This is a genomic window from Priestia endophytica, assembly GCF_026790145.1.
Classification (GTDB): domain Bacteria; phylum Bacillota; class Bacilli; order Bacillales; family Bacillaceae_H; genus Bacillus_I; species Bacillus_I endophytica_A.
The window spans coordinates 59,659-85,920 of the sequence record NZ_JALAMS010000039.1 but is presented as its reverse complement, the minus strand read 5'-3'; the positions used below and the strand labels follow the sequence as shown (position 1 = coordinate 85,920).

Annotated in this window: 24 protein-coding genes, 8 tRNA genes and 1 pseudogene; 27 read left to right on the top strand and 6 right to left on the bottom strand. The window is 37.4% G+C overall.

Annotation, left to right across the window (positions count from 1 at the left end):
* The first annotated feature begins 27 nt into the window (after window positions 1-27).
* The 17 genes from MOC86_RS22850 (at window position 28) to MOC86_RS22770 (ending at window position 10,138) form a co-directional block, all read left to right on the top strand.
* Window positions 28-102 (top strand) — tRNA-Asn (locus MOC86_RS22850).
* A 3-nt stretch (window positions 103-105) separates the two neighbouring features.
* Window positions 106-178 (top strand) — tRNA-Thr (locus MOC86_RS22845).
* A gap of 25 nt (window positions 179-203) precedes the next feature.
* A tRNA-Glu gene (locus MOC86_RS22840) sits at window positions 204-275 on the top strand.
* Between the two features lie 27 nt (window positions 276-302).
* Window positions 303-378, top strand: a tRNA-Val gene (locus MOC86_RS22835).
* Between the two features lie 23 nt (window positions 379-401).
* Window positions 402-474, top strand: a tRNA-Thr gene (locus tag MOC86_RS22830).
* 12 nt (window positions 475-486) lie between these two features.
* Window positions 487-571 (top strand) — tRNA-Tyr (locus tag MOC86_RS22825).
* A 49-nt stretch (window positions 572-620) separates the two neighbouring features.
* A tRNA-Gln gene (locus MOC86_RS22820) sits at window positions 621-695 on the top strand.
* 2 nt (window positions 696-697) lie between these two features.
* Window positions 698-770 (top strand) — tRNA-Lys (locus MOC86_RS22815).
* Window positions 771-1,140: 370 nt separating this feature from the next.
* Window positions 1,141-1,704, top strand: coding sequence for an RNA polymerase sigma factor SigW (sigW, locus tag MOC86_RS22810; protein WP_019395607.1), 564 nt, complete (start codon window positions 1,141-1,143; stop codon window positions 1,702-1,704).
* A 12-nt stretch (window positions 1,705-1,716) separates the two neighbouring features.
* Entirely contained in the window at window positions 1,717-2,322 is a 606-nt protein-coding gene (locus tag MOC86_RS22805) for an anti-sigma factor family protein (protein WP_113765255.1), read from the top strand.
* A gap of 241 nt (window positions 2,323-2,563) precedes the next feature.
* The gene (cdaA, locus tag MOC86_RS22800; protein WP_268586239.1) at window positions 2,564-3,385 is read left to right on the top strand and encodes a diadenylate cyclase CdaA; all 822 of its coding nucleotides are present in this window, start codon (window positions 2,564-2,566) and stop codon (window positions 3,383-3,385) included.
* Entirely contained in the window at window positions 3,378-4,847 is a 1,470-nt protein-coding gene (locus MOC86_RS22795; RefSeq protein ID WP_268586238.1) for a YbbR-like domain-containing protein, read from the top strand. Before cdaA ends, MOC86_RS22795 begins: the two co-directional genes overlap by 8 nt.
* A 15-nt stretch (window positions 4,848-4,862) precedes the next feature.
* Complete coding sequence (glmM, locus tag MOC86_RS22790) at window positions 4,863-6,212, top strand: phosphoglucosamine mutase (RefSeq protein WP_113750441.1); 1,350 nt, start codon at window positions 4,863-4,865, stop codon at window positions 6,210-6,212.
* A gap of 488 nt (window positions 6,213-6,700) precedes the next feature.
* A complete protein-coding gene (glmS, locus tag MOC86_RS22785; RefSeq protein WP_019395602.1) occupies window positions 6,701-8,503 on the top strand; it encodes a glutamine--fructose-6-phosphate transaminase (isomerizing) in 1,803 nt (600 codons plus the stop codon).
* Window positions 8,504-8,786: 283 nt separating this feature from the next.
* Window positions 8,787-9,221 (top strand): MarR family winged helix-turn-helix transcriptional regulator, encoded by a 435-nt coding sequence (locus tag MOC86_RS22780; protein WP_061802686.1) that lies wholly within the window; start codon window positions 8,787-8,789, stop codon window positions 9,219-9,221.
* A 13-nt stretch (window positions 9,222-9,234) separates the two neighbouring features.
* Entirely contained in the window at window positions 9,235-9,873 is a 639-nt protein-coding gene (locus MOC86_RS22775) for a nitroreductase family protein (RefSeq protein ID WP_268586237.1), read from the top strand.
* Window positions 9,874-9,898: 25 nt separating this feature from the next.
* A complete protein-coding gene (locus MOC86_RS22770) occupies window positions 9,899-10,138 on the top strand; it encodes a DUF4097 family beta strand repeat-containing protein (RefSeq protein ID WP_268586236.1) in 240 nt (79 codons plus the stop codon).
* 36 nt (window positions 10,139-10,174) lie between these two features.
* Here MOC86_RS22770 and MOC86_RS22765 read toward each other — a convergent pair whose 3' ends face one another.
* Window positions 10,175-11,017 carry an aldo/keto reductase gene (locus MOC86_RS22765; RefSeq protein ID WP_268586235.1) on the bottom strand — a complete coding sequence of 281 codons (843 nt, stop codon included), beginning with the start codon at window positions 11,015-11,017 and terminating at the stop codon, window positions 10,175-10,177.
* Window positions 11,018-11,183: 166 nt separating this feature from the next.
* On the opposite strand from MOC86_RS22765, the gene blaOXA reads away from it, so the two are divergent.
* Window positions 11,184-11,987, top strand: a complete 804-nt coding sequence (gene blaOXA, locus MOC86_RS22760; protein WP_268586234.1) for a class D beta-lactamase — start codon at window positions 11,184-11,186, stop codon at window positions 11,985-11,987.
* Window positions 11,988-12,031: 44 nt separating this feature from the next.
* On the opposite strand, the gene MOC86_RS22755 is transcribed toward blaOXA, so the two are convergent.
* Complete coding sequence (locus MOC86_RS22755; RefSeq protein WP_268586233.1) at window positions 12,032-13,456, bottom strand: NAD-dependent succinate-semialdehyde dehydrogenase; 1,425 nt, start codon at window positions 13,454-13,456, stop codon at window positions 12,032-12,034.
* 125 nt (window positions 13,457-13,581) lie between these two features.
* Between MOC86_RS22755 and MOC86_RS22750 the strand changes: the two genes are divergently transcribed.
* The 4 genes from MOC86_RS22750 to MOC86_RS22735 all read left to right on the top strand — a co-directional run bounded on the left by MOC86_RS22750 (window position 13,582) and on the right by MOC86_RS22735 (window position 17,806).
* The gene (locus tag MOC86_RS22750) at window positions 13,582-14,442 is read left to right on the top strand and encodes a LysR family transcriptional regulator (RefSeq protein ID WP_268586232.1); all 861 of its coding nucleotides are present in this window, start codon (window positions 13,582-13,584) and stop codon (window positions 14,440-14,442) included.
* 115 nt (window positions 14,443-14,557) lie between these two features.
* Complete coding sequence (locus MOC86_RS22745; protein WP_268586231.1) at window positions 14,558-15,343, top strand: DUF2628 domain-containing protein; 786 nt, start codon at window positions 14,558-14,560, stop codon at window positions 15,341-15,343.
* A gap of 485 nt (window positions 15,344-15,828) precedes the next feature.
* Window positions 15,829-16,824, top strand: a complete 996-nt coding sequence (gene kdgT / locus MOC86_RS22740; protein WP_268586246.1) for a 2-keto-3-deoxygluconate transporter — start codon at window positions 15,829-15,831, stop codon at window positions 16,822-16,824.
* Window positions 16,825-16,855: 31 nt separating this feature from the next.
* On the top strand, window positions 16,856-17,806 hold the full coding sequence (locus tag MOC86_RS22735; RefSeq protein WP_268586230.1) for a sugar kinase: 951 nt from the start codon (window positions 16,856-16,858) through the stop codon (window positions 17,804-17,806).
* A gap of 43 nt (window positions 17,807-17,849) precedes the next feature.
* On the opposite strand, the gene MOC86_RS22730 is transcribed toward MOC86_RS22735, so the two are convergent.
* Complete coding sequence (locus MOC86_RS22730) at window positions 17,850-18,620, bottom strand: IclR family transcriptional regulator (protein ID WP_268586229.1); 771 nt, start codon at window positions 18,618-18,620, stop codon at window positions 17,850-17,852.
* Window positions 18,621-18,824: 204 nt separating this feature from the next.
* Between MOC86_RS22730 and MOC86_RS22725 the strand changes: the two genes are divergently transcribed.
* The 5 genes and pseudogenes from MOC86_RS22725 to MOC86_RS22705 all read left to right on the top strand — a co-directional run bounded on the left by MOC86_RS22725 (window position 18,825) and on the right by MOC86_RS22705 (window position 22,061).
* Complete coding sequence (locus MOC86_RS22725) at window positions 18,825-19,664, top strand: aldo/keto reductase (RefSeq protein ID WP_268586228.1); 840 nt, start codon at window positions 18,825-18,827, stop codon at window positions 19,662-19,664.
* Between the two features lie 236 nt (window positions 19,665-19,900).
* On the top strand, window positions 19,901-20,602 hold the full coding sequence (locus MOC86_RS22720) for a YjjG family noncanonical pyrimidine nucleotidase (RefSeq protein ID WP_268586227.1): 702 nt from the start codon (window positions 19,901-19,903) through the stop codon (window positions 20,600-20,602).
* An 11-nt stretch (window positions 20,603-20,613) separates the two neighbouring features.
* Window positions 20,614-21,066 (top strand): annotated as a pseudogene (locus MOC86_RS22715) (GNAT family N-acetyltransferase); the annotation flags it as partial.
* Window positions 21,046-21,435, top strand: coding sequence for a nuclear transport factor 2 family protein (locus MOC86_RS22710; protein WP_326847758.1), 390 nt, complete (start codon window positions 21,046-21,048; stop codon window positions 21,433-21,435). The pseudogene MOC86_RS22715 and the gene MOC86_RS22710, both read left to right, overlap by 21 nt.
* A gap of 179 nt (window positions 21,436-21,614) precedes the next feature.
* Window positions 21,615-22,061, top strand: coding sequence for a DUF5391 domain-containing protein (locus MOC86_RS22705; RefSeq protein ID WP_268586226.1), 447 nt, complete (start codon window positions 21,615-21,617; stop codon window positions 22,059-22,061).
* 338 nt (window positions 22,062-22,399) lie between these two features.
* Here the strand turns inward: MOC86_RS22705 and MOC86_RS22700 are convergent, their stop codons facing one another.
* The 3 genes from MOC86_RS22700 to garR form a co-directional block, all read right to left on the bottom strand.
* The gene (locus MOC86_RS22700; protein WP_268586225.1) at window positions 22,400-23,719 is read right to left on the bottom strand and encodes a gluconate:H+ symporter; all 1,320 of its coding nucleotides are present in this window, start codon (window positions 23,717-23,719) and stop codon (window positions 22,400-22,402) included.
* A 67-nt stretch (window positions 23,720-23,786) separates the two neighbouring features.
* The gene (locus tag MOC86_RS22695) at window positions 23,787-25,226 is read right to left on the bottom strand and encodes a four-carbon acid sugar kinase family protein (protein WP_268586224.1); all 1,440 of its coding nucleotides are present in this window, start codon (window positions 25,224-25,226) and stop codon (window positions 23,787-23,789) included.
* On the bottom strand, window positions 25,207-26,121 hold the full coding sequence (gene garR, locus MOC86_RS22690; RefSeq protein ID WP_268586223.1) for a 2-hydroxy-3-oxopropionate reductase: 915 nt from the start codon (window positions 26,119-26,121) through the stop codon (window positions 25,207-25,209). The genes MOC86_RS22695 and garR overlap by 20 nt, the downstream gene beginning before the upstream one ends.
* Between the last annotated feature and the right edge of the window lie 141 nt (window positions 26,122-26,262).

Below are 26,262 nucleotides of genomic sequence, written 5' to 3'. Positions count from 1 at the left end.
AGTAGGACGTTGCCAGGCTAAACATATTCCACAGTAGCTCAGTGGTAGAGCTATCGGCTGTTAACCGATCGGTCGTAGGTTCGAATCCTACCTGTGGAGCCATATGCTTCCATAGCTCAGTCGGTAGAGCGCTTCCATGGTAAGGAAGAGGTCATCGGTTCAATCCCGGTTGGAAGCTTGCCGAGCACACATTCAGCAGTTATGGCCCGTTGGTCAAGCGGTTAAGACACCGCCCTTTCACGGCGGTAACACGGGTTCGAATCCCGTACGGGTCACTTTTATTACATAGCAACACTTTGAGCGGAGGATTAGCTCAGCTGGGAGAGCATCTGCCTTACAAGCAGAGGGTCGGCGGTTCGAGCCCGTCATCCTCCACCATTTTAAATAATATATTAACCTATGCCGGTGTAGCTCAATTGGTAGAGCAACTGACTTGTAATCAGTAGGTTGGGGGTTCAAGTCCTCTTGCCGGCATCCTTATTTCTTGGAGGGGTAGCGAAGTGGCTAAACGCGGCAGACTGTAAATCTGCTCCCTCTGGGTTCGGCGGTTCGAATCCGTCCCCCTCCACCATTTTTGTTTAAAACAAAAGAAATTGGGTACACTACATATAGAATAATATTGGGCTATAGCCAAGCGGTAAGGCAACGGACTTTGACTCCGTCATGCGTTGGTTCGAATCCAGCTAGCCCAGCCAATGAGCCATTAGCTCAGTTGGTAGAGCATCTGACTTTTAATCAGAGGGTCGAAGGTTCGAGTCCTTCATGGCTCATCTTGATTCATTGGAACTTAAAACCGTGAAGATTTTCATATTTTGTGAAAATCTTCACGGTTTTTTACATATTAAAAACAAAGGTTTTCTATATTAACTAATCATATCTTCTTGATTCTATTTTCCCTCTTATTTAAAGGTAAAAGTTCTTTTGTTCTTTATTTGCAACACAAAAAGCTTTCTTTTCGAGAAGGTTTCTCTTTTTATACAGATAAAAGTAGAAATGGGAAAAAATTAAATTTTGTCTCTTTTGTAATATAAAAAATGTTAAAATGTATCATTGGAATGAAAAATATTTGCGGAGAAATGAAACCTTTTAGAAAAAGAATCGTACTACAATTATCCCGCAATGGGCGGAGGTACTCAGGAGATGGATTTGTTTATAAAAAGCAAGATAAAGAAAGTAAAAAAAGGGGATCAGAACGCTTTTGCTGAGGTTGTAGAGTATTATAAAGATAAAATCTATCAGCTTTGTTATAGGATGTTAGGAAATGCTCATGAAGCAGAAGATATGGCACAGGAAGCCTTCTTACGCGCATATGTTAATATTGATAGCTATGATATTAAGCGTAAGTTCTCAACATGGCTTTATCGAATTGCTACAAACCTTTGCATTGACCGCATTCGAAAAAAGAAACCTGATTACTTTCTTGATGCTGAGGTTGCTGGGACTGAAGGATTGAACATGTACTCTCAAATTGCTGCAGATGGAGAGCTCCCAGAAGAAAGTGTAGAAAAACTTGAGCTTCATGAATATGTGCAGCAACAAATTGCCCAGTTGCCTGAAAAATATCGAACAGTTATTATTTTAAAGTATGTAGATGAACTTCCTTTAAAAGAGATTAGCGATATTATGGAATTACCAATTGGGACAGTGAAAACAAGGATTCATCGTGGACGAGAGGCTTTAAGAAAGAAGCTCCGTCATATGTAAGGGGTGATTGCTATGGAATGTAAAAATGTTTCACTATTTATGCATGAATATCTTGATGGAGATATAGAGGCAGCTGATGAACAGAAGCTAAGAAAACATCTCCAAGAGTGTGAGGAGTGTAGTGAGCATTTTCGTGAGCTGAAACGAACAATTGCTTTTATTCAAAGTACTTCACATGTTAGTGCTCCAGCAAACTTCACAGAAGGAGTCATGAAACGTTTACCTGTAGAGCGTAAACGAGCAAAAGCAAGAAGATGGTTACAAGGCCATCCCCTTCTAACCGCAGCAGCTGTTTTTTTCGTTCTAATGCTTGGAGGAGCACTTTCTAGCTGGTCGAATAACAGTGAGTTCTCTGTGTCAAAACAGGACAATGTTGAAGTAAAAGGACATACGGCAATTGTCCCAGAAGGAAAGACTGTCCAAGGGGATCTTGTTGTGAGAAACGGTAATACTCGTATAGAAGGTAAAGTAAATGGAAGTGTGACCGTCATTAACGGCTCTAATTATCTTGCATCAGCAGGGGAAGTAACCGGCGAGATTAGAGAGTTAGATCAAATGTTTGAATGGTTATGGTACAAAATGAAGTCGACAACAGATAATATTGTGCATGCTTTTTAGAAATTAGGGAAGATGATATAAAAAGGCAGTTCTTTTACTACTTTGCCTTTTTTATATCATCTTTTTTTCAACTTGTTAACAACGCTCATATTAATACGTTTTATGATATAATAAAAAAGTTATGAAGCTTTTGAAATCACTATGATAAAGCATATTAAAGTATTCACAAAACGAAATAAACGAATAATAATTAGACGGTATAAAAAATAGGGTGATGATTATATAAAGAGGAAGTGAGATCATGCTCTTTGGAGAGCTACCGGTTTTGAATTATGTAGGAAATGTTATCGATGTTCTCCTAGTCTGGTTCGTTATTTATAAAATCATTATGGTAATTCGAGGTACAAAAGCCGTTCAACTTTTGAAAGGGATTACGGTAATTATTGTCGTCCAGTTCTTAAGTAAATTTTTAGGATTGAGAACGCTCGAATGGATTATGGACCAGGCACTTACATGGGGATTCTTAGCAATTATTATCATCTTCCAACCAGAGCTAAGACGTGCTTTAGAACAATTAGGACGCGGAAAGCTCTTTTCTCGAGGATCGGTTCCTGAAGAAGATGAACAAACAAAAGTAATTGAAGCAGTTGTAAAAGCAACAAGTTATATGGCGAAAAGACGTATTGGTGCTCTTATTTCTATTGAACGTGAAACAGGAATGGGAGATTATATTGAAACAGGAATAGATCTAAAAGCGAAGGTATCATCTGAATTATTAATTAACTTATTCATTCCGAATACCCCGCTGCACGATGGTGCGGTTATTTTACAGCGCAATGAAGTAGCAGCAGCAGCTTGTTATCTTCCACTTTCAGAAAGTCCTTTTATTTCTAAAGAACTAGGAACACGACATCGTGCAGCTGTTGGAATAAGTGAAGTGACAGATAGTATTACGGTAATTGTTTCTGAGGAAACAGGCGGTATTTCTGTGACTAAAAACGGTGAGCTTCATCGTGAATTAACTCCAGATTCTCTTGGTGAAATTCTGACAAGCACACTTATTGGCCAAACGAGATCACCCTCTGGAGCTCGCTGGCAGTGGAGGGGGAAAAGAGATGGATAAACTTATGAATAATCATTGGTTTATGAAAATCATCGCTTTACTATTAGCTTTTATGCTGTATCTATCCGTCACATTAGAAGAAACAGGAAGCAGCAGCTCTCCTTTTAACTCTTCAAGTAGCAATGGAAGTACAAGCAATGAAGAAACCCAAACCATTCAAGATGTTCCTGTTACAGCTTATTTTGATGATGAGAAATATATTGTATCAGGACTGCCTGAAACAGTAGATATTACCTTGAAAGGATCAAAGAGTGACATTAAACTTCAGCGAGATGTAAAAGTATATGCTAACTTAGAAAACTTAAAACCAGGTAATCATCAAGTTAAACTTCATGATAATATTGATGATGGTTTAAGTGTTGAAATTGATCCGAAAACTGTACAAGTTACAATAGAGCAAAAAGTGTCAAAAAAGTTCCCACTTGAGGTTAGCTTAGCCTCAGACCAGATTAAATCTGGATATGTTGCAGGCACTCCTTCTGTTTCACCTAAAAGCGTTGTTGTAACAGGTGGAAAGTCACAGATTGAATCTATTTCTTCTGTGAAAGCATTAGTTGAAGAAGATGATGCAGATAGCACAATAAAGCAACAAGCAAAAGTTGTAGCTTTTGATCGTAACTTAAATAAACTTAACGTTGATATAAATCCAGAGTTTGTACAAGTTAATATACCAATCAAAAGGGAAAGCAAAAGTGTCCCATTGAAGTTTGAAGCATCTGGAACTCCCAGTGAGGGAGTGAAGGTGACAAGCATCGAACCACAGACAAAAGAAGCTGTTATTTATGGAGATGAAGATGCTTTAAAGAGTGTGAATGAAATTTCAGAAATCCCTGTTGATGTTAGCGATGTTAGAGGTACGAAGACCGTAGAGGTGAACGTCCCTTTACCGGAAGGTATCAAGCGAGTAAGTCCTGAAAGTGTAAAAGTCAAAGTCAACACTTCTGAAGGTAGTACAAAGGAAGAAGAAGTTAAAGAAGACGAAAAAGAAACAGTAGAAAAAGAAACAACGGAACCAGAAGAGACTACTACAGAAGAGGAAGAGAAAGAACAGGAGAAGGAAGATGAAGAAGAGACGAATTCAACGAGAACTATTAGTGGTGTCAGTCTCTCAATTGGAGGTCAATCGGACTCTTTTCTTTATCAAATGTTAACTCCATCAAATGGGACAATTAGCATAAGTGCAACAGGACCTAAAAATACAGTTCAATCTCTAAGTGCAGGAGATATTAGTGCAAGTGTGAGTGCAAGCGGGTACGAAGCAGGTACATATACATTGCCTATTAGCGTAAGCGGGCCAAGTGGAGTGCAAATCAGCCCGAACACGAGCACTGCCAAAGTAGAGATAACAGCTAAAGAACAAGAAGAAGAGCCACCACCAGAAGAGGAAGAAGAAGAGCAGCAAGGTGAACAAACAACAAATTACGAACAGCAACAAGAACAAAATCCAGCAAACAGTGAATAAAGGAGAGAATATGAAATGGGTAAATATTTTGGTACAGATGGAGTTCGTGGGGTAGCGAACAGTGAATTAACACCTGAATTAGCCTTTCGGGTAGGACGCTTTGGAGGATATGTCCTAACAAAAGATATGGAGCGACCGAAAGTCCTAATTGGCCGTGATACACGTGTTTCTGGCCATATGTTAGAAGGGGCCCTTGTAGCAGGTCTTCTTTCAATTGGAGCTGAGGTTATGCGTTTAGGCGTTATCTCAACACCAGGAGTAGCATATTTAACAAAAGCAACAGGTGCACAAGCAGGAGTGATGATTTCTGCTTCACATAACCCTGTTCAGGATAATGGAATCAAGTTCTTTGGTTCTGATGGTTTTAAACTCTCAGATGAGCAGGAAGAAGAAATTGAAGCTCTTTTAAATAGTACTGAAGATACATTACCACGTCCAACAGGAGCGGACCTTGGTCAAGTAAATGATTACTTTGAAGGTGGTCAAAAGTATCTTCAATACTTGAAGCAGAGTGTTGATGAGGACTTCTCTGATATTCATGTTGCACTTGACTGTGCACATGGAGCAACGTCTTCTCTAGCTGCGCATCTTTTCGCAGACCTAGAAGCAGAGATTTCAACAATGGGAGCTTCTCCGAACGGTACGAACATTAATGACGGAGTTGGATCTACACATCCTGAAGTGCTTGCTGAATTCGTAAAAGAAAAAGGCGCTGACGTTGGACTTGCTTTTGATGGAGACGGAGATCGTTTGATTGCTGTTGACGAAAAAGGGCAAATTGTTGATGGAGACCAAATCATGTATATCTGTGCAAAATACTTAAATGAGCAAGGCATGCTGAACGAAGGTACTGTTGTGTCAACAGTAATGAGTAACCTAGGCTTCTATAAAGCACTTGAAGAGCACAGCGTAAAAAGTGTAAAAACTGCGGTAGGAGATCGCTATGTTGTCGAAGAGATGAAGAAGAATGGATACAACTTAGGAGGAGAGCAGTCAGGACATATTATTTTCCTTGACTACATTTCAACAGGGGATGGAATGCTTTCTGCTATCCAGCTTGTGAATATTATGAAGGTAACGAAAAAGTCGCTTTCAGAGCTTGCTAGCGAAATGAAGAAATTTCCACAAATTCTACAAAATGTTCGTGTAACAGATAAGCATAATGTAACATCTAATGAGAAAGTAAAAAATATTATTGAAGAAGTAGAGAAAGAAATGGGAGACAATGGCCGTGTACTTGTAAGACCTTCTGGTACAGAACCATTAGTGCGCGTGATGGTAGAAGCTCCTACAGATAAAGAATGTAAAGAATACGTAGATCGCATTGTAAAAGTCGTTGTAGACGAAATGGGTCTAGACGCTTAATCCTTTATGCATAGGAAGTGGAACATTTTCACTTCTTATGCATATTTTTATTAATGTCTGATACTTTATGGTAGATGACAAGCCTGTTATACAGTTGTAAATATCGTCATAAAATGCTTAACAGGAGGGATGGATAAAGGATTTTAAGCTGTAAAAAAACAATTTTGTAAAAGAGTTCACAAAATTTTAATTGACGGTTTTTTTGGACTATTGTAATATAAAGCTGTTCGTCTCTTAAATATGGAAAAAGAGGCAACGCTACATTTAACGTATTTATAAAAGCGCCTGAACTAAGCAAAGAGACGGAACTGTTGCTTAGTTGACGAGGAGGAGGTTTATCGATATTTCGGCGGATGCCTCCCGGCTGAATGTGACCACAGCCGTAATTTTCTTGTCTAAATCAGCGAGGTGACTCGTTGGACAACGACAGAAAAGTGGTTTCTTTTGTATTTAAACTTGTTCGGTTTAACTTAAGGAGGAAAAAGTTTATGTGTGGAATTGTCGGCTATATTGGAACTCAAGATTCAAAAGAAATTTTATTACGTGGATTAGAAAAACTTGAATATCGTGGCTATGATTCAGCAGGTATTGCTGTAATCGGAGACAACGGTGTTCAACTTTTTAAAGAAAAAGGACGTATTGCGAAATTACGTGACGCAGTTGATTATGACGTAGTAGCACCAGCTGGAATTGGTCATACACGTTGGGCAACACACGGAGAGCCAAGTAAATTAAATGCTCATCCTCATAAAAGTACTTCAGGTCGTTTTACATTAGTGCATAACGGCGTTATCGAGAACTATTCACTATTAAAAAATGAATACTTACAAGATGTAACATTTGTAAGTGATACAGATACAGAAGTTATTGTGCAACTTGTTGAAAAATTTGCAAACGAAGGATTGGATGTTGATGCAGCTTTCCGTAAGACAGTAGGTCTTTTACATGGTTCATACGGTTTAGCTCTTATCGATGAAAAAGATCCTGATACTATTTTTGTAGCAAAAAACAAAAGCCCACTTCTTGTTGGTCTTGGTGATGGATTTAACGTTGTAGCAAGTGATGCAATGGCAATGTTACAAGTAACAGATCAATATTTAGAGCTTATGGATAAGGAAGTTGTTATTGTTCGTCGTGATAATGTAACAATTGAAACGTTAGAAGGCGAAATCATGGCACGTGAGCCTTACACAGCTCTAATTGACGCAAGTGACATTGAAAAAGGAACATATCCTCACTATATGCTAAAAGAAGTTGATGAGCAGCCTGGTGTTATTCGTAAAATTATTAGCGAATACCAAGATGCTAACAACGAGCTTAAAATTGATGAAGATATCTTAAAAGCAATGAACGATGCTGATCGTCTTTACATCGTTGCATGCGGAACAAGCTACCATGCAGGTCTTGTTGGTAAGCAGTTCATTGAGCAATGGGCAAAAGTTCCTGTAGAAGTTCACGTGGCAAGTGAATTCTCATACAACATGCCGCTTCTTTCTGAAAAGCCGCTATTTGTCTTTATCTCTCAAAGTGGAGAAACAGCAGATAGCCGTTCAGTACTTGTTCAAGTAAAAGAAATGGGTCATAAAGCTCTTACAATTACAAACGTACAAGGTTCAACACTTTCTCGTGAGGCAGATTACACACTTCTTCTTCATGCAGGGCCTGAGATTGCTGTAGCTTCTACAAAAGCATACACAGCACAACTAGCTGTTCTATCTATTCTTTCAGCTGTTACAGCTAAATCAAAAGGAATTGAGCTTGGTTTTGATTTCTTACAAGAACTTGCTATTGCAGCAAACGCAATCGAAACACTTTGCGATGATAAAGAAGAAATGGAAAAAATCGCACGTGAATTCCTATCAACAACTCGTAATGCTTTCTTTATCGGCCGTGCAGTTGACTACTATGTAGGTCTTGAAGGATCACTAAAACTTAAAGAAATTTCTTATATTCAAGCAGAAGGTTTTGCTGGTGGAGAACTTAAACACGGTACAATCGCTCTTATTGAGAACGGTACCCCTGTTATTGCTCTAGCAACGCAAGCACATGTAAATTTAAGTATCCGTGGTAACGTGCAAGAAGTAGCAGCTCGTGGTGCTAATCCTTGTATCATTTCTATGGAAGGCTTACAAACAGAAGAAGACCGTTATGTTCTTCCTGCTGTACATGAAACACTTGCACCGCTTGTAGCAGTTATTCCTCTTCAGCTTATTGCGTACTATGCAGCATTACACCGCGATTGTGATGTTGATAAGCCACGTAACTTAGCAAAATCTGTTACAGTTGAGTAAGACAGTTTTATAAATAAAAACATAAAAGCCGAGGCTGAATTCAGTCTTGGCTTTTTTTATTGCCGAAGATATTTAAAATTATACTATTATCAACTAAGCCCACTATATCTGCGGTCTCTGACCTCATAATACAGTTTTTTACGAATTGAGATAAAGGAGATAGAACAAAATAAAAACTACCATAAACAAAACACTTGCCAAAAAGAAAAGTAAGGTGTATATTATTGATACATCAATTATTGATACATCAATTGATTTACTTGGAAGAAAGAAGGGATAATTTTTGACAACAAGGTGTTCACAAGAAGGGGAAATTTTGTATCAACTACACTACTTGAGCAAAGTGATTGGCTTGAAATTTGAAGAATGTACTGGTGTTAGCCAATCTCGATTAGAATTGCTCACATTGCTTTATCAAGTGGATGAAATCAGTCAAAGTGACCTTCAAAAAAAGGTGAATATTGATGGGGCTGCTATTACAAGACACGTCAAACAGCTTGAGACCAAAGGAATGGTATCAAGAAGAAGGAAACCTGAAGATAACCGAATAACGCTTGTTAAGTTATCTAACCAAGGACGAGAACGAATCGAGTCTTACAAGAAAGAGAAAGAGCGTTTCATGGAGGAAATGCTTGTTAATATTAGCACAGAAGAACGTAATGTGCTTCTTCATTTACTATCACAAATGAAAAAAAATATAGAAAATATTAAAGCATAGAGGAGTTTTACAGATGGCAACTACAGTAAAAACAAATGATTTTATGAAAATCATGAAAGAACGTCGATCTATACGTAACTATGATCCAACAGTTAAAATCAGCAAAGAAGAAATGACTGAAATATTAGAAGAAGCAACTACAGCACCATCTTCAGTCAATGCGCAGCCATGGCGTTTTCTTGTTATTGAAAGTGAAGAAGGAAAAGAAAAACTTGCGAAGTTAGCCAAATTTAATCAATCACAAGTTACGACTTCCTCTGCAGTTATCGCAGTATTTGCAGACATGCAAAATGACGACTATATCGAAGAGATTTACTCAAAAGCCGTTGAGCTTGGATATATGCCACAAGAAGTTAAAGAAAGACAAGTACAAGCTTTAACTGCGCATTTTGCGAAGCTGCCAGCACAAGACAACCGTGAAACGATTCTAATTGATGCAGGACTTGTTTCAATGCAGTTAATGCTAACAGCTCGTGCTCATGGATATGATACAAATCCAATTGGAGGATATGAAAAAGAACGTATTGCTGAAGTTTTTGGAATAGAAAAAGAGCGTTATGTACCTGTTATGCTTTTATCAATTGGAAAGTCAGTTGATGAAGGATATGCTTCATATCGTTTCCCTATTGATAAAATTACACAGTGGAAATAATACAATTTTACATTAGAAAATAGTAATGAGAAAAAGCAAGTCACTCATCGTTCAGACAAAATCGGGTGATATTACTGTTGATTATAAGAGATCTCCCTCTTCATTAGCACTTAAAGCTACGAGTCTTTCTTTAGGTATAACAATTGCATTGAATGGATTTCAGGAAAAAAAGCACACTCAAACAGTAAGAACAGGAATCATTGGTGAAGCTGCTCATAAGGCCGATATCAAGAGTAAAGAAGGTACTATTCATATCCATCATTAAAAAACCTTGCTTCTTATAAAGCAAGGTTTTTCTATATTAAAATTCCTCATATACAGCAGGATCTTGATCATTAATTCTTCCATCTGGACGAGAAAGGGAAGCAATTTCTTTCAGATCTTTCTCATCAAGAGAAAAGTCAAAGATAGAAATATTCTCAAGCTGGCGTTCGGGAGAGGCTGACTTCGGAATAGGAATTGCTCCTAGCTGATAGTGCCAGCGCAAAATAACTTGAGAGATCGTTTTGTTGTGTTTTTCGGCAATGTGAGCAAGTTGATCGTTATGAAGTACATCGCTAGCACGAGATAAAGGACTCCATGATTCTGTTTTTATATTCTGTTCTACATGCCATTTATGTTGGTATTCCTGATTAAAAGCAGGATGAAGTTCAATTTGATTTATACTTGGCTTCACACCTGTTTCACGTTCAAGTCGTTCAATATGTTCAGGTAAGAAATTGCAAACACCGATTGAGCGGATAAGGCCCCATTTTTTAGCTTCAATTAGGGCTTGCCATGCTTCTACATAGTGATCTTGTTTTGGGTTTGGCCAGTGAATAAGATATAAATCATAGTAATCTAAGTTAGCTCTGTATAGAGACTCTTGAATTGTTGTAACAGCTTTATCATATTCATGATAACGACCAGGAAGTTTGGATGTAATTCTTAACTGTTCTCTTGGAATGGAGCTACGGCGAATTGCTTCCCCAACAGTTCCTTCATTCTCATAGTTATAAGCAGTATCAATTAGGCGGTATCCAATGTCAATAGCACTCTTAATCGCATTAGATCCCACATTTCCATTAAGAGCGTATGTACCAAAACCGATAGCAGGGATTGTTGTACCATCATTAAGCGTAACTTCTGGAATTGACCTACTCATTATGAATCACTCCTTTTACATTTACTTTACCACCTTTTGGACAATTGAAACAATTTTAAAGGCTTATTATGGTAATGTTATGAACTTAATAGGAATTTGTCATCTTCATAATAGAGAAAAATTGGTAAGATAAGTGTGGAATTAATTTTAGTGAGGTGGAGTGGAGATGAAGAAACTAATTAGTTATGTCACTGTTTTCTTGCTTGTTTGTAGTACTGTGACCGTTTTTCTTGGACAACCTTCTCAAAGGGTGTATGCGGCGAAAAATTCAAATGTAAAAGAGCTTAATGTAGAAGAGTTTTTTTATGATAAAAACGGTACATTTGTACTCCGAGATATGAAGACTGGAAAAACACTCTTTTATAACAAAGAGAGAGCTCAAACAAGATTTGCCCCGCAATCTACATTCAAAATTCCAAATTCACTTATCGGCCTGCAAGTTGGAGCTGTAAGGGATGAATATGATATTAAATATTGGGATGGAGAAAAGCGTGAGATTGAAGAGTGGAATCGAGACCATACGCTTGGATCTGCTTTGCGTTATTCAGTTGTTTGGTACTATCAAGAGATGGCTCGTGATATTGGAAACGACCGAATGAAAGAGTGGATAGAGAAAATATCTTATGGGAATAAGGATATTAGCGGTGGAATTGATCAGTTTTGGTTAAGTAGCTCTCTTAAAATCTCACCACTAGAGCAAGTGAATTTTATAGAAAAACTGTACAAAGAAGAGCTTCCATTTGATTTAGACGTAATAAGAACTGTAAAACGAATGATGGTTCAAAAAGAAGGAAGAACTTACACCATCCATGCGAAAACAGGTCAAGGGAACGAACAAGGATGGTATGTTGGGTACGTTGAAAGAGAAGGACATGATTATGCATTTGCCGTTAACCTTGATGGTACATCTGCAGAAGCTAAGCAGATTACAGAAGAAGTATTGAAGAAATATAATATAATCAAAGAATAAGAAAAAGGGTAAGAAGCTAGATGCTTCTTACCCTTTTATATGAATTAAAGCCCTGTTGAAATATATTTTACTTCAAGATAGTCTTCAATGCCGTAATGACTTCCTTCACGTCCAAGTCCACTTTCTTTAAAGCCTCCAAATGGAGCTTGTGCAGTAGATGGTGAACCATCATTTACACCAACAATTCCATATTCAAGTTCTTCAGATATATATGTTGCTTCTTTTAAATCTTGAGTAAACACATAGCCTGCTAATCCATATGGACTGTTATTTGCACGTTCAACAGCTTCTTCTGCTGTTTTAAACGTTACGATTGGTGCAAGTGGCCCAAATGTTTCTTCAAACATACATTTCATATCTTCTGTTACGTTTGTGATAACAGTTGGTTCCATAAAGGAGCCGCCTTTGTCTGTAATAGCATTTCCACCTACAAGCACCTTAGCTCCTTTTTCAGTTGCGTCTTTAATTTGAGCAACTACTTTATCAACAGCTTTTTGATTAATAAGTGGTCCAACATTTGTATCTTTTTCAAGGCCGTTTCCAACTTTAATTTCTTTCACTTTTGCAACAAATTTCTCTGTGAATTCTTCGGCAATATTTTCGTGAACAAAAATACGGTTTGGACAAATACAAATTTGCCCGGCATTAGAGAATTTAGCAGCAGCTAATCCTTGTACAGCAGCATCAATATCAGCATTCTCCGTTACGATAAATGGAGCATGTCCACCAAGTTCAAGAGAAAGTTTTTTCACTGTATCAGCAGCACCACGCATTAAATGCTTACCAACAGCTGTTGAACCTGTAAATGTTAACTTACGAATACGGCCATCTTTTTGCCACGTATCACCGATTGCAGCTGCATCACCTGTTACAACGTTAATAACGCCGTTTGGAACACCAGCTTCTTCTGCAAGCTCTGCAAGACGGAACGCTGTGAATGGTGTTTCTTCAGATGGTTTTACAACAATAGTGCATCCTGCTGCAAGAGCTGGAGCAATTTTGCGTGTGATCATAGCGGCTGGGAAGTTCCAAGGAGTAATTGCTGCAACAACACCAACAGGTTGTCTTTTTACCGTAATACGTTTATTAGGATGACTTGCTGGAATTGTTTCACCGTAAAGACGCTGACCTTCAGCAGCAAACCAAGTGATATAATCATTTCCATAGGCAATTTCACCTTTTGCTTGAGCTAATGGTTTCCCTTGTTCTGTTGTCATAATTTTAGCAAGGTTGTCTGTGTCTTTCTCAATTAATTCATGCCATTTCATTAAAATTGCACTACGTTCTTTTGCTGTTTTCTTAGACCATGTTTTAAAAGCTTTATGAGCGGCATCAGCAGCAGCTTTTGCCTCTTGCGCTCCTGCATTTGGAATATTTCCAATAACTTCATTTGTGGCAGGGTTAATAACATCTATTGTTTTTTCTACTGTTGACCATTTTCCATCAATATATAATTTATTTGGATACATTGTACATCCTCCTAAGTATGAATAAGTCTTGTTGTTATCTACATTATCTACACTAGCACTATTTTTGCTTTGGGGGAACTTCCCTTATATACTAAGGGTATAACCAAATGTTATAGGTGATAAAAATGAGAACAGAATGGCTTCAATCTTTTATAGAAACAGCTAAAAAAAGAAGCTTAAGCAAAGCAAGTGAGGCTTTGCATATGACACAGCCTGCACTTAGTAAGCAAATGAAAAAACTAGAAAAGGATTTAGGTGCAACCTTATTTATTCGCTCAGCTTCAGGAGTTGAGCTCACGAAAGCAGGAGAAATATTGTTTCGAGAAAGTGAGGACATCTTGTCTAAAGTACATGCCGTTGAAAGGAGTATTAGAGCTTCTGAAGAGCAAGGGAACATTACTATTGGAACATGGCAAAGCATGGCGGCTTTTTATTTACCATACAAGCTAGCACTAGCTAACGATGAAAAGTCTCACATTGATATTAAGATTGGGCATCACTATAAAGATTTGCTAACACAGCTAGACAATAATGAAATTGATGCTGCTCTTTTTGATGACCGAGCAGTTCAACATTCGCATTGGAGTAAGGGATTACTAAAGGAGCCCTTTTATCTTTTTGTAAATGAACAACATCCGCTTGCTGGGAAAAAGAGCGTGTCTTTTTCAGAGTTTCAGCAAGAGAAGATTGTTGTTCTCCCTTCAGGATGTGATGTAAGAACGCTTGTGGAGAAAGAATATGAGCATCATGGTATCAATCTTAGAGTTAGCAGTGAAATCGAGTTTGCTCAGAGCATTATCGGTTTTATTTCTGCAAACTTAGGCATTTCTATCCTTCCGGAAATTTTTACGAAAGATATTGGACGTTCAAATATTAAGGCTCTTCCAATTGAGGATTTTCATCTTCAAAGAGAAACGTCTTTGATAACAAAAAACCCAGACATAGGGAAAAAACTTTATAAGTTATTCTTTAGTCCAGACATTTGACCCTGTTATTCCTCCTAGAAATAAGGAAGGTTTCTTTAGTGTGAAATGCTATCAAAACGGTAATATTCATGTATAATGATAGGGCTATGATTTTCTATTAGATGGAAGAGGAGAAATGGAAATAATGTTGGACGAAGATATCATAAAAGAGCCTGTGTCATTTGAAGAGCAGCATCAAGTTGTTCGTAGAAACACAAGATTCTACGACTTGAAATGGGCCAAAAAGTTTGACCCAGCAAGCGGTTTTTCATGGAACTGGGCGGCTTTTTTTCTAAATACATTATGGTTTGCATATCGAAAAATGTACAAACAATTCTACATCTTTTGTGGCCTTGAACTTATTTGGTTTTCTTTATCTTTTTTAGTTGAAATCCCACTGTGGTCAGATGTTGTGTTTTATCTGATTTGCTCACTTGTTATTGGCATGTGTGCTAATGGTTGGTATTACAAACAAGTGATGAACATTTTATCAAAAGCAGAAGAGCTTCCTGAAATAAGAAGAGAAGCTTATTTTCAAACAAAAGGTGGTACACATATTGGCGTTGCACTTGGACTAACAGCTCTTGCTCTTGCTGTGTTTCTAGGGGCAGGTACTTGTCTGTCTTATATACCAACAAAAGCTAATGTAAAATCAATTGTTAGCTCTAGTGACGAAGGGGTAACGCTTGAAGCCTACAATGATGATTCAAAGTGGACATATGTAGAAAAAAGAGGACGTCATTATGTTGTTGAATTCTCAGGATATGATTATGCTGAAAAAGAAAATGTCCTTATTACATTCAACGTTTACTTAGATAAACAACTCTATGAATGGAAGGATATTTATATTGATGGGAAGAAACTAAATCAAGATGATGCATATGATTATGAAACATGGATTGAAGAAAATTCATCTTGGTAAACATTCAATATAAAAAAAGTCAGTGCTTGTTGCGCTGGCTTTTTTTATATTGAATTTTCTAATAATTTAAACTATAAGCTGGATATTTAGATATGGAAGCGCTATAATTATATTATGGAACGACGTATCATAATGCGGAACAAAAGTGCGTTTGGATACTTTTTTGAAAGCGCTTTATAAAATGTCTTTTGCAATTCATTTCTATATTCAAGAAACCATTAGAAGCAAGGAGAGAAGAAAAATGATAGAGCCTTAATAGATGTTTGGCTAGTAGAAAAGAGTGATGACCCTACATTTGTTACGAGCAATCATAATCCTATGTTGTTGTAACAAGGAAATTAAAGATTCGTTCATCTGAAGTTGTAGAAACCGTCATTTATCTAAAAGAAATCTTATACGAACATGCCCCCTAGAAAAGCATCACATCTAAAATCTTAATTTCCTAATGTTTACCCCTATTAAAAAGAAGAGTGAGGTAAATGATGATGAAAATTATGAAGACGATTGAAAAGATTCCTGGTGGTCTTATGCTTGTGCCGCTTTTTCTTGGAGCTGTTATCCACACATTTGCCCCGAAATCTGGTGAATATTTTGGGTCCTTTACAAATGGATTAATGACAGGTACTGTTCCAATCCTAGCTGTTTGGTTCTTCTGTATGGGAGCAGGAATCAATATAAAGGCTACAGGGATAGTTCTTAGAAAATCTGGTACACTCGTTGTCACAAAAATTGCTGTTGCTTGGGTTGTAGCAGTGATTGCCGCTTTGCTTATTCCAGATGGAGGAGTTCAATCAGGCTTCTTTACAGGGCTTTCTGTGCTTGCTTTAGTTTCAATGATGGATATGACAAATGGGGGACTTTATGCATCAATTATGCAACAATACGGGACGAAAGAAGAAGCAGGTGCATTTGTACTAATGTCGCTTGAGTCCGGTCCTCTTGTTACAATGCTGATCCTTGGTACAACAGGGCTGGCTGCATTTGAACCACAGACATTTGTTGGAGCTGTTTTACCTTTCTTAATTGGTTTTGTGCTTGGAAATATAGATAATGATTTTCGAACCTTTTTTAGTAAAGCAACACATACAATGATTCCATTCTTCGGTTTTGCCCTAGGAAATACGATAGATCTTGGCGTAATTGTAGAAACAGGACTTCTTGGGGTTGTGATGGGACTGCTTGTTATTGTTGTGACAGGAGTTCCACTTATGCTAGCAGACAAGTTTATCGGAGGAGGAAACGGTACAGCAGGAATTGCGGCATCAAGTACAGCAGGAGCAGCTGTTGCAAATCCGATGATTATCGCAAGTATTAAGCCAGAATTTATGTCCGTAGCTCAATCTGCTACAGCTCTTGTTGCTGCTTCCGTTATTGTTACATCTATTCTGGTTCCTATTATCACCGCATATTGGGCGAAATATATGAATAAGAAAAAAGGAGTATCTGTTGGAGAGCAAACAAATAACACAAGCGCACTATAAGCAATTCAGCTAAAGGGAGGGTTTAAGGAAGATGAGTAGAATCTTAACAGTAGGAGAGCCAATGGCTTTATTTGTCGCAGAGCAGGAAGGGCCACTAGAAGATGTTGAGTATTTCAGTCGCTATGTAGCAGGTGCTGAAGTAAACTTCTCAATTGGGATGGCTCGTTTAGATCATAGTGTGACATATATTACGAAGCTAGGGAAAGATCCATTTGGAACATATATCGAGAAGTTTCTTAAACATAATGGAATTAATACATCACTTATTCAATATGAACAACAGTATTCAACAGGCATGCAGTGGAAACAGAAAGTAAAAAGTGGCGATCCTGATGTTTTCTCAGCTCGAAAAAATTCTGCTGCTTCTCATATGGATACTGATACTCTTAAAAATTTAGACTTAGCAAGTTTTGATCACCTTCATTTAACAGGGATTCCTCCTGCTTTATCTTTAGGATGTCGAGAGATGATTTTTGAGCTTATTAAATTAGCTAAAGCAAAAGGAGTTCAAATTTCGTATGACACAAATTTGCGTTATGGTCTTTGGGACAGTAAGGATGAAATGATTAAAATTATTAACGAGCTTGCTTTTCAGGCTGATATCATCTTCCCGGGAATTGAGGAAGGAAGACTTTTAACAGGAAAAGAAAATGAACAAGATATTGCTAACTTCTATCACGAGGAAGGAGTACAAACAGTTGTTATTAAGCTTGGACCGAAGGGAGCTTTTACAAGTTCTCAAGGTAAATCTTTTTATACAGATGGTTTTTCTGTTAAAGAAGTTGTAGATACAGTAGGAGCAGGAGATGCTTTTGCTGTAGGAGTTGTAAGTGCTTTGTTAGAAGGGCAACCTTTAGATGAAGCTGTAAAGCGAGGAACCGTAACAGGAGCGCTTGCTGTTATGTCACCGGGAGATAATGAAGGGCTTCCTCATAGGCAAGAGCTTGATAAAATTATGAAAGATTCGCTAGCTCAGTCATAGTTTCCTGGATAAAAAGGCATTCTCGCCTTTTGAGGATGCCTTTTTATTTATAAGTGCCTTGATAACCTAAATTTTTTGAGATTTCCTTTGTATATTGTTTCACTTTATCAATAAGGTTGGTTTGGATAGCTTCCTCCGTCACTCTATTGCTTGGACCTGAGATGCTGAAACTTGCAACAATATGTCCTGTATGATCATAAATAGGAGCTGCAATACACCTTATAACAGCTTCATTTTCAGCATTGTCTAACGCATAACCTTGCTTGTTCACTTGTTTAATTTCAGCTAGCAAAGCTTCTTTTGAAGTGATAGTTGTAGGTGTTTTGGAGATGAATTCGGTATGAGCAAGAATCTCATTTACCCGCTTTTCATTCATATCAGATAAAAGTACTTTTCCAACACCTGTGCAGTAAACAGGCGCTCTACTGCCAATACGAGAATACATTTGTACAGCCTGGTTGCTTTCAATTTTATCAATATAAAGAACTTCTCCATTATCTTCAATACATAAATGAATAGTCTCATTTACTTCTTGACCTAGTTTTCTTAGATAAGGTCTTGCAATGCTCACAATGCTTGAATCATTGAGTAAATTTCGAGAAAGAAAGAGCACTTGAAGTCCAAGCTTATATTTGTCTGTTTCTTCATCTTTCACAACGTAGTTCAAGTTAGATAAGGTTGCTAGAAGGCGATGAAGCGTACTTTTAGTTAATCCAACTTGCTCAGCTAGGCGAGTGATTTGAATTCCTTCTGGATACTCTGAAAGTTTATTTAAAATAGTCAGAGCTCGTTCAACGGATTGAACATTTGGCATTGTATTCTACCTCTTTTATAGTTGGTATAGTACTTGCTAGTTCTAGTCTTATGATGTTTTAAGTTATTCTTTCCTTTATGATAAAGTATGGAAATAACTTTGTAAATTTTATTATAGGAGGTGAGGAGACTCAGAAGTGTTGAATATGTTAACTTGTAATAATTTGGGGTAAAGAAAAATATTAAAATCTAGGAGGAATAAGAGATGCCAAATAGCTTAAAAGACACAACAACGCTACATAACGGTGTGAAAATGCCGTGGATGGGACTTGGAGTTTTCAAAGTAGAAGAAGGAGAAGAAGTTGTAGAATCTGTAAAAGCAGCGCTAAGGAATGGATATATTAGCATTGATACAGCAGCTATCTATGGAAACGAAGAAGGAGTCGGAAAAGCCATTAAGGAATCTGGAATTCCTCGTGAAGATCTTTTTATAACAACAAAGCTCTGGAACAGTGAGCAAGGGTATGAGAAGACATTAAAAGCTTTTGAGACAAGTATGGAAAAACTCGGTCTTGATTATCTTGATCTTTATTTGATTCACTGGCCTGGAAAAGATAAATATAAAGACACGTGGAAAGCTTTTGAGAAACTTTATAAAGACGGAAAAATTCGCGCTATTGGTGTAAGTAACTTTCAAGTTCACCATTTAGAAGATTTAATGAGTGAGGCAGAAGTGAAACCGATGGTTAATCAAGTTGAATTCCATCCACATTTGACTCAAAAAGAGCTTCTAGCTTTTTGTAAAGAGCAAGGAATTGCCCTTGAAGCATGGTCACCTTTAAAACAAGGACAGCTTCTTGATGAGCCTTTATTAAAAAAAATTGCAGAGAAATACAACAAGTCTGTTGCCCAAGTTATTTTGCGCTGGGACCTTCAACATGGAGTGATTACTATTCCAAAATCCACAAAAGAGCACCGAATTATTGAAAACGCTGATGTTTTCGATTTTGAGCTTTCCCAAGAGGAAGTCGAGAAGATTGATAGCTTAAACCAAGATAGCCGTGCTGGATCACATCCAGATACATTAACAAAGGGGTTTGAATAAGGGGAAAAACAGACTAGACAAAAGCGTCTAGTCTGTTTTTTTGCAAGTTTTCTCTCAAAATAATCCACATTAAAATCTAGTTTCCATGTTAAATACACCTATTCCAGCTTATTTGCCTGATTATAAGAAACTATAATAACCCTTCTTTTTCTAAAGGGAGGGTTATTATAGTTTTCAAAACTTTCATCTTCTGTTCTAATAAAAGAGTAAATAATAAACAAACTGGAGATGGGAACATGAAGGTATATAAAACACTTTTATTTGATGTAGATGAAACATTATTAGACTTTAAAGCAGCTGAGAAACAGGCATTATCGCTTCTTTTCAAAGAACAAGGCTTTCCTTTAACAGAAGACGTAAAAGTTCGCTATAAGGAGATTAATGACCGTCTTTGGCAAGCGTATGAGAACGGAGAATTAGCGCGTGATGAAGTTGTTAATACAAGGTTCTCACTTTTGTTAAAGGAGTACGGAAAAGAAGCAGATGGAACACGTCTACAAGAGAGTTACAAAAGTTATTTAGAACAGGGACATGACCTGATTGATGGAGCCTTTTCTTTAATTGAAAAACTCTCCAAGTACTACGACTTATACGTTGTTACGAATGGCATTTCTTCAACCCAATACAAACGCCTCAAGGACTCGAAGCTTTATCCATTTTTTAAAGATATTTTTGTTTCTGAAGATACAGGATTTCAGAAGCCAATGAAAGAATACTTTAATTATGTATTTAAAAGAATACAAGGACATAATTTAGCGCAGATGTTAATTATTGGTGATTCACTGAGTGCAGATATTAAAGGCGGGCTTGCTGCCGGGATTGATACATGTTGGTTTAATCAGGAAGGAAAAAGCAATAAAGGAATTGTTCCAACATACGAAATCGCAAAACTTGATGAGTTATATGATCTACTTTTAACGAGTACTTCTGTGCGGTAAGGAGTGAGGAATTGAATATCAAGAAAGATGATTTAGAAGATGTTAGGGTCAAAGAGCTTATTTCAGAACATCTGAACAATATGACAGAGCATTCTCCACCAGAAAGTATCCATGCTTTAGATGTCGCGAAGTTAAAAACAAACGATATTACATTCTGGAGCATCTGGGAAAATGGAGAGTTGCTTGGGTGTGGAGCATTAAAAGAGCTTGATGAAAATCACGGAGAGATTAAATCAATGCGAACGGCAGCTGTTCATCGAAGAAAAGGTGCAGGAAAGAGAATGCTTCAACATATTCTAGAGGAAGCAAGCAAAAGAGGCTATAGTAGAGTCAGTTTGGAAACAGGAGCAATGGAGGCTTTTATCCCAGCAAGAAAGCTTTATGAAAACTTTGGATTTCGTTACTGTGCCCCTTTTGCACAGTATACAGAAGATCCCTATAGTATGTTTATGACGAAAGAAATAATGAATAAGGCTAGAGTTGAGCAGTATGAAGAAAAACTACGAGTAGCTATGGTTGAAGGGGATGTAGAAAGTCTTGAGGCTCTTCTTGCTGACGAATTAGTATTTGTAAATCATTTTGGACAATTTTTAACAAAACAAGATGATCTTGCTGCTCACCGTTCTGAAATCCTAAAATTCTCAAATATTGAGATTGGAGAGCAAGTGATAAAGCTTTTAGGAGATGTCGCTGTTACCTCTACCAAAGCATTCCTTCAAGGAACAGTCGGAGAGCAAGAAATCAATCACGAGATGAGTTATTCAAGAGTATGGAAAGAACAAAATGGGACACTTCAAGTTGTTGCAGGTCATTGTAGTGCTGTCGTAAGTTAAGCTGTCTTTTTGTAAAAAGACAGCTCTTTTTCTATCTTCTTTTAAAAATTCAACTTATTTACAGTTGTTTGGATAAAAAGGATATTTATTGAAACAACTTTACCTTTCATTCGTAAGTAATAGTAAGAAGAAAAATAAGTCGATATTTAAAATTAATAATAGAAAAGGAGTAGCTTTTAATGATCGAAAAGTCCTCAAAAAATGGAGTTATTATTACAACAATCCTTTCTGCTGTTTTGTATTGTCTCCTCATCGTTTTTACTTCACTCTCACCTTTATCTGATACTGGAGGAGAGCATGCTAATGAATTTGGAACAGCAGGAATATGGTCAGCTATTGGGATGATTCTTGCTTTCTATCTTGTTCCCCTTTTGTTATATATTATAAATGTTAAAGGAATGACCATTGTTATGGCTATTCTCTGTAGCATGGGAATTCTTACTCATATTGTCGTTATTGCATCTGTACTCTTGATGAGTTTAGGAACTTCTCCTTTTCCATATTTAATTGAAATTATTGCAACATGTATCTTATCTTTTATGGTTAACTTTATGTGGTTTTTCATTGCTTTTCGTACTCCAAAAGAAGCAGCGGAAGTGCCTTTTGATTCACAAATAGAACGTTAATTTAGAACGGAAAGATTTGTTGATGTTTGTAAAATTAATCATGTGCCTTTTACTGCTTGCTTTAAGTTACCCAGCTTTTTCAGATGCTCTTTCAAAACAATTTGATGATAAGTTTTTCAATACTCTATTATGGGAGAGTGGCACATTAACTCTTGTAACTTTACCATCCGTTGCTCTCCTCTGGTGTTGTAAAAAAATCGTTAAACCAAGAAGCTACCAAATGGTTTTTAGGTCAGTGGCCTTTCTATTTGGCCTGCTCCTTGTATCAGGAGCAGGGGGAGTATAGTTTATTGGATAAAATAAAAAGGCAGCTTGATAGCTGCCTTTTTATGAGGAAATTACATAAATATATTTAGCAGGAGCACACACCCTAATCCAACGAGTGAAATGATCGTAACCATAACAGACCATGTTTTAATCGTTTGTCCAATGGATAAATTAAAGTACTCTTTATAAATCCAAAATCCTGCATCATTTACATGTGAAAACGTAATACTACCAGCCCCAGCAGCTAATGCCATAAGCTCAGGGCTAACTCCTGAAACATTTACAAGCGGGGCCGCAATTCCTGCTGCAGTTAGGCCTGCTACTGTCGCAGAACCAAGAGAAACACGAAGAATGGCTGCAATTAACCATGTGAGCAGGAGGGGAGAAAGATTCGTTCCTTCCATAAGATGAGCAATGTATTGATCAACTTTACTATCAATTAAAATTTGTTTAAATGCTCCGCCTCCACCGATAATAAGCAGAATCATCGCAATGGATGTGATAGATTCTGTTATCGTTTTCATGACAGAGTCCATTGTTTTCCCTTTATGAAGTCCAAAGGTAAAGATTCCAAGAAGAACGGCAATTAATAAAGCAATTGCTGGGTCGCCGATAAAACCGACATAGTGTAATAAAGGAGATTTTGGGAAAAAGATCTCAACAAATGCATGGATAAACATTAAAATAACAGGAATTAGAGAAGTGAAAACGCTAACTCCAAATCCAGGCATTTCTTTATCAGTAAGCTTTTTTGGATTGAAAAGCTCTTTTGGAATATTACAGTGTAGATTTTCCTTTTTGAACATTTTTGTATATAAAACGCCACCGATTAACACAGCAGGAATAGCTGTCAGGATGCCAACGAGCAACATTTTGCCAATGTTTGCATGGAAAATGACTGCAATAGCTGTCGGTCCTGGGTGCGGAGGAACGAATCCATGCACCGTAATGAGAGCGGCTACAACGGGCATTCCAATATATAAAACAGGTAATCCAGCGCTAATAGCAACTGTAAAAACAAGTGGAATGAGTACGATGAATCCGGTTTCATAAAACAAAGCAATCCCAACAACAAAAGCAGTAATAACGGTCGCAAGCTGAACTCTATTTTCTCCAAACTTAGCGATTAACGTATCTGCAATACGCTGAGCTCCACCAGAATCAGCCATTAACTTCCCAAGCATTGTTCCAAAGCCAAGAACAAGAGCTAAATCCCCAAGCGTTGCCCCTAATCCATCTTTTACAGATTCTAGTGCTTCAAGAGGAGCCATTCCCTCCATAATTCCAACTAGAATGGAAACAATGATAAGAGAGATAAACGCATTCAATCTGAAAACTGTGATAAGAAGTAGAAGTAAGGCTACTCCAATACAGATGATAACAATAGGCATGTTGTACCTCCTAAGTTGTAAGATATAGCATCTATTAAACTAGCAGCCTAATAGATGCCTTTTATCATTATGAAAGCATTTCGACAACTTCTCTTAATGTAGAAACTTCTCCAACATTTCCAGGGAAGATAATATAAGCCATGTGCGGGAATTTACTTTCTTCACCTGTTAACCAAACGGGGATACCTGGTTTAATTTGACCTGCAACAGTAGCACGCTGTACAGAAAGACCATTAACTCCAATGTCACTAGATGTTATTCCACCTTTAGCAATGATAAATCGAGGCTTCACTTTTAAGAGTTTGACAATGCTTGTAACAGCTTCTGAAATCTTAACAGAAAGCTCAAGCTCCTCTTCTTTTTTGTTTTCTCCAAGATCAAGTCGTTCTCTTCGTGTATAAACAGCTACTGTCTTTCCATCAGCAATGAGCTGTTCACATTGATGTAAAACACGGTCTCGTTCTTTTTCAAATTCTTCAGCATGTAAGACAAGATGTGTATCAAATTGGATGAAGTTGATGAACTCACATTGTTTTAACTGCTCAAGTTGCTGAGTTGTTTTTTGTACATGAGAACCGATTAAAATAAGGCCACCATGTTCAGATGATTCAACAAGTTCACTTTTCGTTAGTAAACCACGGTCAGCTACTCCACCAATAATTTTTGTAATGGCAGCAGCAGTGCGGAACATATAATTTTTGCCGTTTTTCATAGCTCTAATAAGGGCAATTGTTACGACCATTACATCAACATACTCTACAGCATTTACAATAACTTTATTGAAGTCTTTTACTTTGAGGAGCTGTTCTGTAAGATAGTCAATGTCCAATGCTCGAATATGTTCTAATGTTAAATATGTTGCGTTTTCTGCTGTAAACCTGCCCTCCGTTTTTTCTTCAATCCACTCTCCTAGATGAGAGCTTTTATAACCGAATGTGCGGTCTTTAGCAAATTCAGTTTCACCAGCAGGTACAAGAGTTTCTCCATCTTGAACATAGTGAATATTATCGATAGTGTAGCGGCCGCCTTCTTTAAAGAAAGGGAAAATAACTTCACCATCAAACGTCAGGTTTGTTTTGTTTTCCACTGTTTCTTTTAATACTTCAGTTTCAAGTGGGTAATGACCTCGAAGGGTTGAATCACCACGGCTTATAATGATGAACTCCTTATTTAACTCCTTCGCAACTATTGCGATATGTTCAGCAATCTTTTGGTGTTCTTCTTCTGTTTTAGAAGCGGAAAAAGCTCGTGAATTTGTAAGGATAAAAAACATGCTGTTTTTTTCTAAAAACCCTTTTTTAATGCTTTCTACTGACCAATCTGTGTAAACAGAAATATTGTTTACTGTTTGAACACCTGTTGGATCATCATCAAGGACAATGATTTTCTTGTTTAATGTTGAAAGCTCGCCTTGAAGCTGTTTTTGCACTTTGGATGTTTCGAGAGATGGGATGTTGTTTAAAGTAGATTTTACTTCTCTTAATTGTTTAGAGTTTTGTACTTTCAACGTTCTTCCCTCCAACTTCTACATTTGCTAGCTTTTCATAATATTGAACAATGCCTCCATGATCATCCCTTGATTTTCCATCTACTGTTAAGGCGTGGAAAATCTCAAGAAGCTGACTTGTAAGCGGGAGGGGGACACCAATACTATGAGCAGTATCCATTACATTTGTAATGTCTTTCATGTTAATATCAATTCGTCCACCTGGTACGAAATTTCGTTCTAAAATGAGCGGAACTTTAGCGTCCAGAACAGCGCTTCCTGCAAGCCCTCCACGGATGGCTTCATACATTTTTTTTACGTCAATTCCTGCTTTTGTAGCTAGCACAAGTGCTTCAGACATAGCAGCAATGTTCAAGTTTACGATAACCTGATTTGCAAGCTTTGCTGTAGCACCGCTTCCATTGTCTCCAACCAGGATCGTATTTTCACCTAGCGTATCAAAAATAGGTTTAACGCTTTCAAAATGCTCTGGCTTTCCACCGACCATAATAGAAAGTGTTCCATCAATTGCTTTTGGTTCTCCACCACTAACAGGGGCATCAAGCATAGCCATCTCTTTCTGCTCAAGAGCTGTCGCAATTTCAAGACTGTCTACGGGAGATAGAGAGCTCATATCAATTATAATTGTTCCTGCTTTTGCGTAATGAATAAGTCCATCTTCCCTAAGCACAACTTCTTTAACATGTTTGGCACTTGGAAGCATTGTAATAATGACATCACTTTGCTTTGCTACTTCCTCAAGAGATGTAGCGTCTACTCCGCCTAAGCTAACAACCTCTTGTACTGCTTCTTTATTTATATCGTAGGCAATAACTGTTTGCCCTGCTTTTAATAAGTTAAGTGCCATCGGTTTTCCCATAATCCCTAAACCGATAAATCCAATTTGCTTTTTCATTTTAACAACCTCCGAACTTAGTTCATTTTGTTGTATCCGTTTTCAATAATTATTTAAACATAAATCTTCATTTTTGTATACAATTTTATTAAAAATGTATACATTTATTTTCGTTTTGTATTCTTTTTGTTGGTGCTAAAG

Excerpts from the sequence above, each read along its gene's own strand:
- MOC86_RS22775 (WP_268586237.1), top strand. The coding sequence starts at position 9,235 with ATGGCAACTACAGTAAAAACAAATGATTTTATGAAAATCATGAAAGAA.
- MOC86_RS22770 (WP_268586236.1), top strand. The coding sequence starts at position 9,899 with ATGAGAAAAAGCAAGTCACTCATCGTTCAGACAAAATCGGGTGATATT.
- MOC86_RS22710 (WP_326847758.1), top strand. The coding sequence starts at position 21,046 with ATGTTTATGACGAAAGAAATAATGAATAAGGCTAGAGTTGAGCAGTAT.
- MOC86_RS22795 (WP_268586238.1), top strand. The coding sequence starts at position 3,378 with ATGGATAAACTTATGAATAATCATTGGTTTATGAAAATCATCGCTTTA.
- MOC86_RS22725 (WP_268586228.1), top strand. The coding sequence starts at position 18,825 with ATGCCAAATAGCTTAAAAGACACAACAACGCTACATAACGGTGTGAAA.
- MOC86_RS22755 (WP_268586233.1), bottom strand. The coding sequence starts at position 13,456 with ATGTATCCAAATAAATTATATATTGATGGAAAATGGTCAACAGTAGAA.
- MOC86_RS22745 (WP_268586231.1), top strand. The coding sequence starts at position 14,558 with ATGGAAATAATGTTGGACGAAGATATCATAAAAGAGCCTGTGTCATTT.
- cdaA (WP_268586239.1), top strand. The coding sequence starts at position 2,564 with ATGCTCTTTGGAGAGCTACCGGTTTTGAATTATGTAGGAAATGTTATC.
- MOC86_RS22750 (WP_268586232.1), top strand. The coding sequence starts at position 13,582 with ATGAGAACAGAATGGCTTCAATCTTTTATAGAAACAGCTAAAAAAAGA.
- glmS (WP_019395602.1), top strand. The coding sequence starts at position 6,701 with ATGTGTGGAATTGTCGGCTATATTGGAACTCAAGATTCAAAAGAAATT.
- MOC86_RS22765 (WP_268586235.1), bottom strand. The coding sequence starts at position 11,017 with ATGAGTAGGTCAATTCCAGAAGTTACGCTTAATGATGGTACAACAATC.
- MOC86_RS22705 (WP_268586226.1), top strand. The coding sequence starts at position 21,615 with ATGATCGAAAAGTCCTCAAAAAATGGAGTTATTATTACAACAATCCTT.
- blaOXA (WP_268586234.1), top strand. The coding sequence starts at position 11,184 with ATGAAGAAACTAATTAGTTATGTCACTGTTTTCTTGCTTGTTTGTAGT.
- MOC86_RS22720 (WP_268586227.1), top strand. The coding sequence starts at position 19,901 with ATGAAGGTATATAAAACACTTTTATTTGATGTAGATGAAACATTATTA.
- sigW (WP_019395607.1), top strand. The coding sequence starts at position 1,141 with ATGGATTTGTTTATAAAAAGCAAGATAAAGAAAGTAAAAAAAGGGGAT.
- MOC86_RS22700 (WP_268586225.1), bottom strand. The coding sequence starts at position 23,719 with ATGCCTATTGTTATCATCTGTATTGGAGTAGCCTTACTTCTACTTCTT.
- garR (WP_268586223.1), bottom strand. The coding sequence starts at position 26,121 with ATGAAAAAGCAAATTGGATTTATCGGTTTAGGGATTATGGGAAAACCG.
- MOC86_RS22735 (WP_268586230.1), top strand. The coding sequence starts at position 16,856 with ATGAGTAGAATCTTAACAGTAGGAGAGCCAATGGCTTTATTTGTCGCA.
- MOC86_RS22730 (WP_268586229.1), bottom strand. The coding sequence starts at position 18,620 with ATGCCAAATGTTCAATCCGTTGAACGAGCTCTGACTATTTTAAATAAA.
- kdgT (WP_268586246.1), top strand. The coding sequence starts at position 15,829 with ATGAAAATTATGAAGACGATTGAAAAGATTCCTGGTGGTCTTATGCTT.
- glmM (WP_113750441.1), top strand. The coding sequence starts at position 4,863 with ATGGGTAAATATTTTGGTACAGATGGAGTTCGTGGGGTAGCGAACAGT.
- MOC86_RS22805 (WP_113765255.1), top strand. The coding sequence starts at position 1,717 with ATGGAATGTAAAAATGTTTCACTATTTATGCATGAATATCTTGATGGA.